This window comes from Paenibacillus radicis (ex Gao et al. 2016) (genome assembly GCF_014641555.1).
Classification (GTDB): Bacteria; Bacillota; Bacilli; order Paenibacillales; family Paenibacillaceae; genus Pristimantibacillus; species Pristimantibacillus radicis.
The window spans coordinates 15,742-29,921 of sequence record NZ_BMHY01000004.1 but is presented as its reverse complement, the minus strand read 5'-3'; the positions used below and the strand labels follow the sequence as shown (position 1 = coordinate 29,921).

The window sequence follows — 14,180 nt, the reverse complement described above, 5'->3', positions numbered from 1 at the left end:
TCGTTCAAAGGCTCACCGCTTATTCCAGCTATCCTTTAACGGAACGATCCGATTGAAGACGAGCTGATGATCGGTTGTCAAACGGGTATCGACGGCGAAATAACCATGCCGGAAAAACTGAAACTTTTGCTCTGGAGCAGCAGTCTCGATATAAGGCTCTATTAAAGCCTTCGATACGATTACACGGGAGTTAGGGTTCAAGACTTCCGCCCAGTTATCCCCCTCCGGCAGTTTGTCATCAAGAAGCAGCCGCTCGTATAGATGAATATCAGCCTCTACAGCATGGCTGGCCGAGACCCAATGAATCGTCCCTTTGACCTTGCGGCCCTCAAAGCCGCTGCCGCTTTTCGTAAGCGGATCATACGTACAGCGAAGCTCGGTCACTTCACCGCTAACGGGGTCCTTAATTACTTCCTCGCAACGGATAAAATAAGCACCCTTCAGCCTTACTTCACCTTGAGGCATCAAGCGATGAAACCCTTTAACCGGATGCTCCATAAAGTCTTCCCGCTCGATATATATCGTACTGGAGAATGGCACCTCTCTAGTGCCAAGTGCTCCATTCTCACTATTGTTCTCCAGAGAAAGCAGCTCGGTCTCCCCTTCCGGATAATTTGTAATGACGACCTTCAATGGCTGCAATACTGCCATCACACTAACGGTCTTCGCCTTCAAATCCTGCCTGAGCAACTGATCCAGAAGCGATATATCAACGGTGCTATGAGCCCGGATATTGCCTACCTCTTCTACGAAGCTCTGTATGCTCTCCGGCGTATACCCTCTTCTCCTTAACCCTCGCAGCGTCGGCAGCCTCGGATCATCCCATCCGTCTACATAACCGCCTTCGACTAGCTGCCGCAAAAAACGCTTGCTCGTCACGACGCCTGTCAGACTAAGCCGGCCAAACTCCCGTTGACGGGGAGGCTCCGGCGTTTCCAGCTCGTTTAGAACCCATTCATACAGCGGTCTATGCTCCTTGAATTCGATCGAGCATAGCGAATACGTAATACCTTCGATGGCATCCTGAATCGGATGAGCGAAATCATACATCGGAAAGATGCACCATTCGGTTCCCGTTCTGTAATGCTCGGCGTATAAAATGCGATAAAGAACAGGATCGCGCAGCGTCATATTCGGCGATTTCATATCGATTTTGGCACGGAGAACCTTGGATGAGGCGGGAAATTCGCCTTCCTTCATTTTACGGAACAAAGCCAGGTTTTCCTCTATTGAGCGGTTGCGGTATGGGCTGTCCGTACCTGGCTCCGTCAGCGTGCCCCGGTGCAGCTTCATTTCCTCAGGCGTTAAGTCGCAGACATACGCTTTGCCCTTCCGGATCAATTGAACGGCCGCATCGTAAATGGTTTCGGAGTAATCCGAGCCGTAATAGATATGCGACTCCGGATCATAGCCCAGCCACTTCATATCCTCTATAATAGCCTGAACGTAGCGGATGTCCTCCTTAAGCGGATTCGTATCATCGAAGCGCAAATGAAAGGTTCCGTTAAACCTTTGGGCCATCCTATAATTTGTATGAATCGCATATGCGCTGCCGATGTGAAGATAACCGTTAGGCTCAGGCGGGAAACGCGTGCACATCACCCTTCCGAAAGGCAGCGTCTGAAGCTCTGCGCGAATTTCTTTATATAAAAAATGGTCTGATCGTGGATCTTGTTCGGTATTCATAGCTGACTCCTCCTAATGAACGCATTTTTTGACACAAAAAAAAATCCCACCTCCAAGACTTCAAGTCTTGGGGACGAAATTTCGTGGTGCCACCCCAGGTTCATTAATATGTCGCCATATTAACCTCTTCAAGTACGGCATGGCTCAGCCATGGTTATACTCTAGCTCTGTAACGGGAGCTCCCGTCGCGCCATCCCTTCAAGTTCCGGCGTGCTGCTCAGAGGCTTGTTTCAGACTAACCTTCCTGGCTCCTTTTCAGCATCCGGAGCTCTCTGTGCAGGACATGTCCGCCTTACTCTTCTCATCATCGCGTTTATAATATTTCAACCATATTAACAAATCCTCCCCTCCTTTGTAAACCGTTATACGCATATTGATCCTTTGCAAAAAGAAAGAGCTTGTCCTCAATAGGAACAAGCTCATCTTTATTTCACAGTTGCAGATTAAGGAGTCAACGTCAACGAAATATCGTCAAAATACAGGGTGGACAAGCCCTCGTAACCGGAGTCGCTGCCGATAATAATATACAACTGCCCATTGCTGTCGGATTTCACTTTGACATTGTAAGTGAATGTCTTGCGCTGATAGCCTTCTTTGCCGGAATCAGGCTTAACGGCATTGCCGACAAGCTTCATATCCTTGCCCTCTGTTCCTTGATTGCCTTTATCCACATTCATCCGGTAATATAAATCACCGGTATCATTGATCTGCACTACTTTCGGCTCGGTTGTCACGACACCGGCCTTGATGAAGACCGATTCGCCAGGAGCTCCCCCGACGCCCATCATTTCGCCCGCTTCATTCGTATACATCGCGAACTCCAGCTTAGCGTTATACGTCGTGTTTTTAGCAAGTCCGTCTACTTTTTTCGTTAAAAACATAAACAAATCATCGCTGCGATTCATGCCCTTGAGCTTCAAGCCGTAATTCGCTGCGCTGCCTCCTGCACCCGGAATTGCTTCTCTGGCAAAGGCCAATTCATAAATCGATTGATCATATTTGACCGGTAAATCGGCAAAATTACCCGACCAGCCTTCAAGGTCTTTATCAAATGCATAACGGTAGGTTTTAGAACCGGTTTCCGGCAGCGTGCTGGAAATTGCGATCGTCTTAGCCGCCTCGTTCCACGTCACTTGTGCTCCCATCGCTTGCGCCAAATTCCGTACCGGAACGAAAATCATTCCTTTCGTTTGGACAACCTTCTCCGGAAGCTTCTGCTTATTTCCCTGCTTATCGATAAGCCAGCTATCATTCACCTTGAACGTGAGCTTGCCGTATGTTCCGCCGGACAGCGTTGCCGTTTTGGTCGCTTCATTCCATTGAATCGTTCCGCCTAAAGACTCCGTCAACGCCCTTAAAGGCACCATCGTCGTATTATGCAATTTGTAAGGTGCAGCAGCAAGCGTATGGACGCCGGAATTATTCGTATAGGATTTCGCATTCAACTGGAATTTGACTTCTGTTTTCTGTCCTGCGGCTTGAACCGGTACCGTATGGAGCAAAGGCACCAAACCGATGACAACAGCAAATCCGGCTAACGCTATTTTTTTCTTCTTGTTATTCATAGTTGCATCATCCTTTTCTTCGGGGATGTCTACTAAACGGCAGCTCTCCTCTTAAAGTTGCAGCAAGGGCAATGTAAATGTTCTATTAAGGGCTTTAGCCGAATACGAATGTGAAGATGATTACGCTCGCAGAAAGGAACAGACGAATGTTCAAAGCTTACGTATTTGACTTATACGGAACACTTATTAATGAGAATGATATCGACCGGGCAGCGGAAAAATTGTATCCGGGGAGAGGCGTGCTGCTTGGAAGCATTTGGCGGGATAAACAAAATGAATACACGCTGTTAAGACAAATCATGGGCCGGTATCGGCCCTTTAACGAAATCGCGCTTGATTCACTTCGTTATGCGGCTGGCGCCGCGCAGATCAAGCTTTCTCCCGATGCCGAACGCTGGCTGATGGAAGGCTACAATCATCTCCCTCCCTTTGCCGATTCTGCCTATTTGCTTCAAGAACTGAAGCAAAAGGGATACAAAACAATCATACTGTCGAACGGCTCTGCCGATATGATCACTCCCCTGCTCCGCAACAGCGGTCTGGAGCCTTATATCGATCTTGCGATTAGCGTGGACGAAATCAGGCAATACAAACCCGCCCCTGCCGCCTACAGTTTAGTACTGGACCATACTGGCTTAAGGCGTGAAGATGTATTATTCATAGCCGCGCATGGCTGGGATACCTCTGGAGCTGCCAGCTTTGGGTTTCGTACCGCTTGGATCAACCGTAACGGCCAGCCGCAGGAAGAGCTTCAGCAGCCGCCAAATTATGAGCTGCCCAGCCTGGCAGCGGTACTGCCAGCGACAACACCGCCTAATTAAGCAGCTCTAAACAATCAAAAAATAAAGAATCGCCTTGCAGCAGCTCTGCAAGGCGATTCTTTTTCTATATGCAATTTACCCTTCCGCCCTAAAGCTGAGACCGGTATTCCGAAGGGCTGTAGCCGACTTCTTTTCTGAAAATTTTCGAGAAATAGTTCGCATCGTCAAAGCCCGTCGACAGGGCAATTTCCTTAATGCTCGAGGAAGTCGTCTGCAGCATAAGCTTGGCCTTGTCCATCCGTTTCAGATTCATATACCGGAGTGGCGGAATGCCAAAATGCCGCTTGAAATACTTAATAAAATAGTTAGGATGCAGATGCAGCACGGCTGCCATCCGTTCAACCGTCACCTCTTCATGCAGATGATTCTCGATGTACTGCTGAATAACGGACAAGCGCTCCATTTCATCCGTCTTATTCTGCAAAATATGAATAGGCTCTAATTCGATAATACGCGATAAAATGTCGAGCAGCACTGATTTTTCTTTTAGCCGCGCTGTAACGGAGCTTTGCATGTTCGCCTCCGACAACTGTCCGAACAGCTCTTTCATAATTGCCGGGTCAAGCGAGTCATAGCAATACGGGACATCCAGCCACTGGAAGACGTCCGAGTTGCCGACTGTCGCGGAGAAATGGCACCAATGCTTTAGAAAAGGCTTATCGCTGATCGTTGAATAAGATTGCTGAATATGAGCCGGCATTAAAATAAGCTGTCCTGGCGTCGGATACAGCTCATGGTCTCCGATTTTTAGCCAGCCCTCTCCTTCCAAAATATAATAGAGCTTGTTATAGGAAGGGGTGTAGTCGATGTCTCGCCATTCGGGCCAGCATTGCTGCTTTCTGGCCTCCCATATGTGAACCTGCATGTTCGCGACCATTTGCTGGATGGCCATATTCCGGTTATCGGTCATTGCGGCTGAACCTCGATTATAGTTAGTTTTGTACCCGTACAGGTTAGGCATCTATCTGTCTATTCTATCATAACCTTGCTAAAATCAAAGTCATTCCAGCTAACGGAGGTTGATACAATGAGCACACAAAAAGCAGATCTGATTCAAGAAAGAACGGAACGGACCAAATGGTTTTTGAACGAACGCTTCGGGATGTTTATCCACTGGGGACTGTACGCAATCCCGGCACGGGGAGAATGGATTCGTTCCAATGAAAACATTAGTGTGGAAGATTATCAGAAGTATTTCGACGAGTTCGATCCGGTAGACTATAACCCCAGAGAATGGGCAAAAGCCGCTAAGAAGGCTGGCATGAAATATGTCGTTCTTACAGCAAAGCATCATGAAGGCTTCTGTCTCTTCGACAGCAAGCTGACCGAATATAAATCAACCAATACGAAAGCCGGCCGGGATCTTGTAAGCGAGTTTCTGGAGGCTTTCCGCGCTGAGGGCCTAAAGGTTGGTTTGTACTACTCCATCATTGACTGGTATCATGAGGATTACCCGGCATACGGCGACAAGTTCCATCCGATGAAGAACAATGAAAACTTCAAACGCGATCCGCAAAACTTCGGCCGCTATGTCGATTATATGCACGGCCAAATACGCGAGCTGCTGACGAATTACGGCAAGCTCGATATTATGTGGTTCGACTTTTCCTACGATACGATGCGCGGCGAGAAGTGGCGGGCAACAGAGCTGATGGAGATGATGCGTGAGCTGCAGCCGCATATTGTCATTGACAACCGCTTGGAAGGCAGCAGCGAAGGCGGCGGTACGATGTATACGAATGATCCAACTACTTATGCCGGCGACTTTGCCTCCCCTGAGCAAATTATTCCGCCAGGCGGCATTGTGGCGCATGACGGCACACCGCTTCCATGGGAAGCCTGCGTTACGCTCAACAACAACTGGGGCTATGCAGCAGCCGATCATTATTATAAAAAACCAGCTACGATCATCCGCAAATTAGTCGAATGCGTAAGTAAAAACGGCAATATGCTGCTCAATGTTGGTCCCGATGCGAAAGGCAACATCCCGAAGGAATCGCTCGACATTTTATCCGAAGTGGGCGACTGGATGAGCCGCAACGGCAGCAGCATCTATGGATGCGGCGCCTCCGAATTGCCGAAGCCGGAATGGGGACGCTATACGCAGCGCGGAAACAAGCTGTATGCCCATGTGTTTGAAGAGAGTATTGGGCCGATCAATCTCGCTGGACTTGCAGGTAAGCTCCGTACAGCGCGTTTGCTCTCTGACGGTTCGGAGCTCATCTTAAGCCGCCCTTGGAATACAGCAGAATTTGTGAACGACGCGTACGTCAATTTCACCAGACAAGATTCTCTTTCTTTCCCATTGCCGGATCCACGGAACACGGTTATTGAACTGGAGCTGCTCGAAACGAAATCCGAATAATAGGCAATTCATCATTCATTAATGATCTAGACATATATCTCTGCATAAAAGAAAAATGGTTCTCTGTTCTCTCCGGATAAAATGGAGAAAGCGAAGAACCATTTTTCACACAAATGATTGCCGATAAGCTGGTTATTACCAAGGCAATGGATTTTCCAGATGGAAGAATCCGCCTGTTGGTCCGTCTGCCGGCAGAGTTGCCATGATGATGCTTGTGCGGCTTCCTTCTACAATGTCGACATTCGCATTCTGACCGCCCATTTCAGTTTGAACCCACCCTGGATGAATAGAGTTCACTTTAATCGGAGTATCCTTCAGTTCGGCTGCCAGATGAATTGTAAAAGCGTTAAGCGCTGCTTTCGAAGCGTTGTAAGCAAATGTTTTCATAGGATAGAACGGTGATGCCGGATCTGCCTGAAGCTGAAGTGATCCCAATGCGCTTGACAAATTGACGATTCTTCCTGCATCCGATTTGCGGATGAGCGGCAGCAGCGTTTGAGTCAGTACGATTGGGGCAAAAAAGTTCACATCAAAAGTCTCGCGAAGCTCGCCCTCCGAAATCGTGCTAGTCCGGTTAATGATTTGATGCGAAGCACTCTCTGCATCCCGCAAAATACCGGCGTTGTTGATCAGAATATCCAATTTGCCGTATTTTTTCTCCAGGTAAGCATAAGCTTCCTCATGATCCGCATGCTCATTTACATCAATCTTCAGGCCTTCAGCTTTCAAACCTTCTTGAGCCAGCAGCTTTACAGCATTATCCGCTTTTTGCTGATCTCGGCCGCCAATAATAACGTGGGCGCCTAGCTTGCTTAAACCGCGTGCCGTTTCCAAACCAATTCCTCGCGTAGCACCGGTAATGAGTGCAACTTTTCCTGTCAAATCCTGAGTAAATGCTGTCAAGTATATCGACTCCTTTTTATTGTTAAAGTAAGGGAAGGAATGCGGGGAAGCCACATTTTTATCGGGAATGATCATTCTATTATGGGTAAAAAAGAGGCTGCCGCTCTCATTGATTCAAACTTGTTAGCGACAACCGGGCGATACGATGTAGCTTCTCTTTGTCCACAGAAGCACGCCCCTGTACCCGTAACCCAAGCAGTGTATTATGCAAATGCTCGGCAAGCTCACTGGCATCCAGCTTCGTTTTAAATTCACCGGATTGTTGGCCTTTGCCAATAATATCGGTTAGCAACTGCTCCGTATCCGTAAATCCCTGAACTGCTTTCTCCCCTATTTCCGCATCGCGGGGACCCAATTCTACAGCAGTATTAACGAATAGACAGCCAGAGGGCTTATCATCATAACCCTCGATCATAAAGTCGAACAAAAATCGGATCGCCTGCATGGCGCTTTCACTGCGGGCAACGCCGCTGCTAAGTCTGGCTTCCATGATATCCGAGTATCGCTCCAGCGCCTTCAGGAACAATGTACGCTTATCGCCAAAAGTATCGTATAAGCTTCGGCGATGAATTCCCATATGCTCAACAAGATCATTCATCGACGTTTTTTCATAGCCTTGTTCCCAGAAGAGCTGCATCGCTTTATGCAGTACTTCACTCTCATCGAATTGTTTGCTTCGCGCCATTAGTCTTCCCTCCCGCAGAAACATCATACCATTACTAGAACGATCGGTAAATAATTAATTTTTAGCAGCTTTCTGATCCAGATAATACAATCCCCAATCCTGGATATGCAGCAGAACCTGATGCAGGCTTTGCCCAAGCTCCGATACTGAATATTCAACCTTAGGCGGCACCTCATGGTACACCTTGCGGTTAATTAAACCGTCTTCCTCCAACTCACGCAGTTGCAGAGTCAGCATACGCTGCGTCACCTCGGGAAAAATTCTTCTGAGCTCGTTGAAGCGCTTCGGCCCATTCGTTACCAATTGATACAATATGACGATTTTCCACTTGCCGCCAATAAGCTTGACTGCCGCTTCAACCGGACAACCTCCAGCTGACTTCTCCATCCTGCATTTCTCCCTCCGGTATAAAAAAAGATACTACCTATAAAAAATGTGCGTACTTACACAATTGCTGGCTATCCACTACTATGGTTATAGCATACAGAAACGCGCTTTAACAAGGTTATAACCATACAACAATCGGGAGGAATGATCATCATGACAACAACAAAAAGGGTTCTAGTATATGGAGCAGCGGGCGTACAAGGCGGCGCAGTAGCGGAGAAATTGCTGCAAGCAGGCTTCGAGGTTCATGCATTCGCCAGAACGGAAGAAAAAGCAGAACTGCTGCGATCGAAAGGAATTCAAGCGCAGCAAGGGGATTTGAATGACTATGAAAGCTTACTGCAAGCTCATCAACATGCAGATATCGTTTACTTGCAGCTTCCGGTTGATTATCGGCCTGAACTTGCAAGAGGTTACTTGAGAAATGCCATTGCTGCCGCGAAATCGGCGCAAATTGAGCTGCTGGTTCTTAACACGAACGTTTTTGTTCCAGATCAGACTACAGAAGCGGTTGCTATTGAATTTAAACGTGAATTAATGAACGATGCACAAGAAAGCGGCTTGCCGGTTGTGTTCCTGCAGCCTACGCTATATTTGGAAAACCTGTTCGTTCCCGGCGTGTTTAACGATCAAGTGCTCGCTTATCCCGTTCCGGCGCAAGAGCCGCTTGCTTGGGTCAGCATCGATGATGCTGCGCAATATGCCGTATATGCGATTCAGCATCCTGAGCTTGCTGGGCAAACCATACCGGTTATTGGCCCTGATTACTTAACCGGTCAACAATTGGCGGCTCAGCTTGGTGAAACACTCGGCCGTCCAGTCGCGTTCCATTCACTTGCCACTACAGATTTTGAAGCTGCGCTTCGTCCGCTGCTTGGTGAGGAAACAAGTGCGGGTTTGGCGGGATTATACGAATGGATTGGGGCTAACAGCCGTCTTCTGCCTGAGCCCGGCCAATCTGTTCTAGCGGCCGGATTGAAGCTTACCTCAACCTCCTCCTGGTTTGCGAATGCTGTGAAACAAGGAATTTTCAAGTAATAACAATGACTTAAAGAGAGGGCCAGCCTTTAGGGCTGACCCTTTCTTCTATTACAGCGGCAAGGTTAAGACGACATATGCGACCTTTCCGTCTTGGAAATAGAGATGGAATCGATTGAAGTCGCCGATTTGATAGCTCCATTTCGATGCCGATTTAAGGTTTGGCTTGCCAAGCGCTTTGAGGACTTCCGCTTCTGTTGATCCGACCCGAATGTTGTCTTTCGTCTGGAAGGTCGAGTCCTCGAATACGACGGATAAATTCAAGGTCAAGATGCCAGACTCATATTGCCGAATATTGTCCATCTTCTCGGTCTGGATATTATAATAGTTCTGCTCGCTCTTCGGTATAAGCTTCTCAAGCTCCTTCTCCCAACCGTTATAATCTCTCCCGTTCACTTCAAGACGGTCCGATGCGTAAACATCATTGCTCCGTTCTACTTGATCGTTCTCCTGCTCCTGCTGCGCCTGTTCGAACAATTGAGCGATGATGCCCAGCTTGGACTGCGGCTGCAGCAGGCGGTGCATGAGCAGCATCGTGCCGTCATCCATATAAAACGACTGCCCCATCCATTCCACCGTATTTGTCTCTAGACGATACGGAATTTCATAGCTTTGATTATCCACCGTGAAACGGAGGAATACGCTTGTTTCCGAATCGGCTTTCGGAGCTTTAGCAAAGGTTAAATCTACCCAATTGAGACTTTGCAAAATCACATAATTTCGGCCGGCCGGTACTTGATAGTCGCCCCCGCTTTGATTGTCGTGAATCGAAATCGTCATCTCGCTCTCCGTACTAAACGGCAAATGCTCTCTCAGTTTACCGGTTAACGTTGGAGATGCGGTTTCGCTAGGCGGCTCCGTCTCCGGCTGACCGGTTTCAGTTGGAGGTACGGAAGAGATAGGCGGCATTGCTTGTTCCCCTACGTTCCAACCCCCGCCGAATGCGTTCAGGAGCCATCCCGTATAGGGACCAGAGGGCAAAATTCCAACGAGGAGCACAGCGGCGACTGCTATTGCTGCTGTATAGGCAAACACCCGCGGCTTTTGCTTGTTTCTTGGCGATTTTCTTCTGGAATGAACCGTTTTCATCACTATGGCCTCCATTTTCTCAGGAGTGAAGGTTTTTTCCCGCAATGGATCGGTTTCCTTCAGCTTTCGCATCCATTCGGTATTAGGATCGCTCATAAGTTCCCACCCCTTCATTCCAATTGTTCATTTTCTTGCGCGCCCGCGACATTCTGGACTTCACAGTCCCTTCCGAAATATTGAGCGTCTTTGCAATTTCTTTAATGGATAACTCGTATTTGCCAAATAGAATAAGCACCTCTCTATATTTAAGAGGGAGTTCCATAACCATCCGCCATATATCGTCGGAGAAGGTTTGCTCCAACACTTCTTTCTCAGCAGAAGGACTGTTTCCAAGGTCACTTACCCATTCCATCAGCGTCACTTTGCGTATAAAAGCCGTTCGTAAATAATTGATGGATGTATTGCGTGTGATGGACAGCAACCACGTTTGTATGGAAGACTCTCCTCTGAAGAATCGGATATTGCGGTAGGCATTAAAAAATACGTCTTGTGTAATATCATCAGCCAGATCATGACGTTTCGTTAAAATGTAAGCCAAATTCCAAACTTCCTGGCCGAATTGCTCCATAAGCTCTCGAAGCAGATCGGCATCCATGCCGTTCAGGTATTTCCAGTATTGCTCCTCCACAATTCCACCTCCATGGATTAGACAAATCATTTCCTAATTTTGTTCCATCTGTAAGAAAAAAAGTGTGAAAAGCATGAAGAGAAGTTAAGATGTGGTACTATTGAAGCGAAGGTTATGTGAGGAAAATGTTTCGTACAACATAAAATGGCGGTGCCAGGAGTATGATCCTGAGCACCGCCATTTGAGTTAATTTTTATATACAGTAGACGTTACATCTTCAATAAACTTCTCAAGTTTAGTGGTATCCGTAACATTGCCGTTGCAGGTTTCGCTGTTTAAGCACATATACTGGCCAATAGCTTTGTAATAATCTGGAGATGCATTAGCCGGTTTGGATTTGGTTATTGCCGTGAACAATGCAACCTCTTCCAAGCGATTGCAAACGAAGCAAATCGTTTTTTTATTTGCCGGCGTTATTCTTCCCTCGACGCCAACCAGCTTGCCGTTCAAATGATAAGCGAGAAAGCGTCTGCTGCTCGCGATATCGCTCCAGCCCAGATACGTCGTATAACGGTAATCCGCTTGGCTTAAATCCGGAAGCTTAAGCTTCTTTATTTTGGGAAACAGCTTCTTCAATTGCTGATCCGTTACCGGAGTAAATTCCTCAAGATAAGGCTCCAAAGATTGTATATACAACTGAAATTCGACTGCCGTTTTGGCTGTCGAGCACTGCTCCAGCAGTTGTCTTTGGTGCTCGTTTGCTTGTGGAAACAGTTCTGTAATGGCAGTCAAAACACCAGTACGAACAGACTCTACGATTTTCGGATCCGACACGGTCGTGCAAGCGTTTTGAAGCGTTTTAATCTGTTTTTTAATAAAATTAAATTGATGGTTTCTAATGAATGGTGTATTCATGCTTTTCAGCTCCTTATTTATAGGTACTTGCCAAATAAGGTGCAAAGCCCATTATTAGAAACGAATCGATCAAAGGGCGACCATTTCAACTATTTAATTGTGGTCCCCATGCAAAGTATTCGCCCTAATATTCGGCTCTGCATGAGTTTCGACTAGCAAATAGATTTTCCATCCCTATCGACCTCCCTTGTCACCCCTCATTATAAAATACAATCATTTTCCTAGCAAGGCCGCGACCAATGGATTTGACGAACTTGAACAACCGTAATAGGATGTAAGAATGAGCATAAAAGGGAGTTTAGAACATGTCTGACATTAATCGTTACGATTCAACACTAACAGATCAGCGTCGTGCCGTGCTGCAGGGCGACTGCGAGAACTGCTTCGGCTTATGCTGCGTCGCATTGCCTTTCGGAGCGTCGAGCGACTTCGCCGTGGACAAACATGCGGGACAAGCCTGCAATCATTTGCAGCAAAATTTCCGCTGCGGTATTCATGACCGTCTTCGCCCCCAGGGTTTTCGCGGCTGTACGGTCTATGATTGCTTTGGCGCCGGGCAAAAAATTAGCCATTTAACCTTCAAAGGAAAAAGCTGGCGTGAAGCGCCGGATACAGCGAAGCTGATGTTCGATGTCCTGCCTGTCATGCGGCAGCTGCAGGAGCTGCTCTGGTATATCAACGAAGCGTTAACTTACCCGGCAGCCCGCTCGCTGCATGAAAAACTGGGCGACATGTATGATCAGATCGAGCGTCTAACTCTGTTACGTCCGGAAGAGGTTATGAAGCTCGACATCATTACCCATCGAATGGAAGTCAATGAGCTGCTGCTTCAGATTAGCGAAGGGGTTCGCAGCGCCGCTGCTTCCAAGGCTGCACCGCAAACAAAGGGCGGGAAACGCACTAAAAAGATCGGCCGCGGGGCCGATCTCATCGGAGCAAATATGAAAGGCGCCGACTTGCGGGGCGCTAACTTGCGGGGTGCTTTGCTGATCGCCGCTAATTTCGCCAATGCCGATCTGCGCGGCGCCGATCTGATCGGAGCCGATTTCCGGGATACGGATCTTGGCGGTGCCGACCTGACCGACAGTATTTTTCTAACGCAATCCCAGCTTAACGCTGCCAAAGGAAATCATGCTACGAAACTGCCGCCTTCGTTAACGCGGCCTGCCCATTGGACTACTGTCGCCAGATGACAGTAGTTTTCTTTATTTATTCTCCCTGATAGATGCCTAACTTCTTGGCATATCTGCCCCAATGCGGCGAACGCCCGTCCACATCGGTATAGCCGTAGGTTTCCGACAGATCCCAGCTTGCCAGTGTTTTACCTGCATTATCACCGACCTTCGGGTCAGCCGCCAGCTTGGCAACACCTCGCGCCAAAAGGTAGGGCGTTTCCGATTCTCCAAAGTGCTCGGCATCGGGAATTCCGCTATGCACCGCATCCTGCCAGTTCGCCTCGGTCACCTTAAAATGCTCCAGCATCTCCTCCGACCGCAAAAAGCCCGGCGTAACACATAGTGCTGTCACTCCTGTAGCTTGCAGATCGGTTGCCATCGCCGCTGCCAAATGAATGGCCGATACTTTCGCCAAGCTATAGTACAGATTTCCCCGGTAGTTATAACCGGTCCCGTCCGTCACTTCGATAATGAGACCGCTCCCTCTCTCTACCATCAACGGAGCCGCATAGTAGCTGTTATACATATGGGAGCGGACCGCCCGGTCTTGCACTAGCAACCCTTTATCCAGCGAATGCTCCCAGAACGGCTTTTTCCAATCGATAAGCTGATCTCCGCCCCATATGTCGTTCACAAGAATATCAAGTCTGCCCTGCTGCTCTTCTCCAATCCGCTTGAACAGTTCTTGCACCTGTGATTCCACCGTATGATCGACCTGAACAGCGATGCCAATTCCGCCTGCGGCTGTTACCATTTCCGCCGTTTCATCAATGGTCTCCGGCCGGTTCAGGTCCGAACGCTTCCCTTTCACGCTTCGTCCTGTACAATATACGGTTGCTCCAGCCTCGCCAAGCGCAACGGCAATCGCTCTGCCTGCTCCCCTGGTTGCTCCAGCTACGACTGCAATTTTGCCTTCTAATGTTTTCATATAAGCCCTCTTTTCCATCGTCGTATTCTGTTGCCCACGTTCTAATCATACCGCT

The 14,180-nt window shown here is 48.1% G+C and carries 14 protein-coding genes and 1 other annotated feature; of the genes, 4 read left to right on the top strand and 10 right to left on the bottom strand.

What is annotated here, in order from left to right; translation table 11 throughout:
- Positions 1 to 12: 12 nt before the first annotated feature.
- Positions 13 to 1,686 (bottom strand): glutamine--tRNA ligase/YqeY domain fusion protein, encoded by a 1,674-nt coding sequence (locus IEX98_RS11705; protein ID WP_188889395.1) that lies wholly within the window; start codon positions 1,684 to 1,686, stop codon positions 13 to 15.
- Between the two features lie 66 nt (positions 1,687 to 1,752).
- Positions 1,753 to 2,003: a binding site (T-box leader), on the bottom strand.
- Positions 2,004 to 2,129: 126 nt separating this feature from the next.
- A complete protein-coding gene (locus IEX98_RS11700) occupies positions 2,130 to 3,251 on the bottom strand; it encodes a stalk domain-containing protein (RefSeq protein WP_188889394.1) in 1,122 nt (373 codons plus the stop codon).
- Positions 3,252 to 3,397: 146 nt separating this feature from the next.
- On the opposite strand from IEX98_RS11700, the gene IEX98_RS11695 reads away from it, so the two are divergent.
- Positions 3,398 to 4,072, top strand: coding sequence for a haloacid dehalogenase type II (locus tag IEX98_RS11695; protein WP_188889393.1), 675 nt, complete (start codon positions 3,398 to 3,400; stop codon positions 4,070 to 4,072).
- Between the two features lie 88 nt (positions 4,073 to 4,160).
- On the opposite strand, the gene IEX98_RS11690 is transcribed toward IEX98_RS11695, so the two are convergent.
- Positions 4,161 to 4,982 (bottom strand): AraC family transcriptional regulator, encoded by an 822-nt coding sequence (locus tag IEX98_RS11690; RefSeq protein ID WP_188889392.1) that lies wholly within the window; start codon positions 4,980 to 4,982, stop codon positions 4,161 to 4,163.
- Between the two features lie 117 nt (positions 4,983 to 5,099).
- On the opposite strand from IEX98_RS11690, the gene IEX98_RS11685 reads away from it, so the two are divergent.
- Positions 5,100 to 6,437: an alpha-L-fucosidase gene (locus tag IEX98_RS11685; RefSeq protein ID WP_188889391.1), complete on the top strand. Its 1,338-nt coding sequence runs from the start codon at positions 5,100 to 5,102 to the stop codon at positions 6,435 to 6,437.
- Between the two features lie 135 nt (positions 6,438 to 6,572).
- On the opposite strand, the gene IEX98_RS11680 is transcribed toward IEX98_RS11685, so the two are convergent.
- The 3 genes from IEX98_RS11680 to IEX98_RS11670 form a co-directional block, all read right to left on the bottom strand.
- Positions 6,573 to 7,340, bottom strand: a complete 768-nt coding sequence (locus IEX98_RS11680) for an SDR family oxidoreductase (protein WP_229692112.1) — start codon at positions 7,338 to 7,340, stop codon at positions 6,573 to 6,575.
- A gap of 106 nt (positions 7,341 to 7,446) precedes the next feature.
- The gene (locus tag IEX98_RS11675) at positions 7,447 to 8,025 is read right to left on the bottom strand and encodes a TetR/AcrR family transcriptional regulator (protein ID WP_188889389.1); all 579 of its coding nucleotides are present in this window, start codon (positions 8,023 to 8,025) and stop codon (positions 7,447 to 7,449) included.
- Between the two features lie 54 nt (positions 8,026 to 8,079).
- The gene (locus tag IEX98_RS11670; RefSeq protein ID WP_188889388.1) at positions 8,080 to 8,412 is read right to left on the bottom strand and encodes a winged helix-turn-helix transcriptional regulator; all 333 of its coding nucleotides are present in this window, start codon (positions 8,410 to 8,412) and stop codon (positions 8,080 to 8,082) included.
- A 153-nt stretch (positions 8,413 to 8,565) separates the two neighbouring features.
- Between IEX98_RS11670 and IEX98_RS11665 the strand changes: the two genes are divergently transcribed.
- Positions 8,566 to 9,450, top strand: coding sequence for an SDR family oxidoreductase (locus IEX98_RS11665; protein ID WP_188889387.1), 885 nt, complete (start codon positions 8,566 to 8,568; stop codon positions 9,448 to 9,450).
- A 51-nt stretch (positions 9,451 to 9,501) separates the two neighbouring features.
- Here the strand turns inward: IEX98_RS11665 and IEX98_RS11660 are convergent, their stop codons facing one another.
- From IEX98_RS11660 to IEX98_RS11650, 3 genes are all read right to left on the bottom strand, one after another.
- Complete coding sequence (locus IEX98_RS11660; RefSeq protein ID WP_188889386.1) at positions 9,502 to 10,635, bottom strand: hypothetical protein; 1,134 nt, start codon at positions 10,633 to 10,635, stop codon at positions 9,502 to 9,504.
- Complete coding sequence (locus IEX98_RS11655) at positions 10,622 to 11,167, bottom strand: RNA polymerase sigma factor (RefSeq protein WP_188889385.1); 546 nt, start codon at positions 11,165 to 11,167, stop codon at positions 10,622 to 10,624. Before IEX98_RS11655 ends, IEX98_RS11660 begins: the two co-directional genes overlap by 14 nt.
- A gap of 186 nt (positions 11,168 to 11,353) precedes the next feature.
- The gene (locus IEX98_RS11650) at positions 11,354 to 12,022 is read right to left on the bottom strand and encodes a FusB/FusC family EF-G-binding protein (RefSeq protein ID WP_188889384.1); all 669 of its coding nucleotides are present in this window, start codon (positions 12,020 to 12,022) and stop codon (positions 11,354 to 11,356) included.
- A 305-nt stretch (positions 12,023 to 12,327) separates the two neighbouring features.
- On the opposite strand from IEX98_RS11650, the gene IEX98_RS11645 reads away from it, so the two are divergent.
- Positions 12,328 to 13,215 (top strand): pentapeptide repeat-containing protein, encoded by an 888-nt coding sequence (locus IEX98_RS11645; protein WP_188889383.1) that lies wholly within the window; start codon positions 12,328 to 12,330, stop codon positions 13,213 to 13,215.
- 16 nt (positions 13,216 to 13,231) lie between these two features.
- Here IEX98_RS11645 and IEX98_RS11640 read toward each other — a convergent pair whose 3' ends face one another.
- Positions 13,232 to 14,125 carry an SDR family oxidoreductase gene (locus IEX98_RS11640; RefSeq protein ID WP_188889382.1) on the bottom strand — a complete coding sequence of 298 codons (894 nt, stop codon included), beginning with the start codon at positions 14,123 to 14,125 and terminating at the stop codon, positions 13,232 to 13,234.
- Positions 14,126 to 14,180 lie beyond the last annotated feature (55 nt).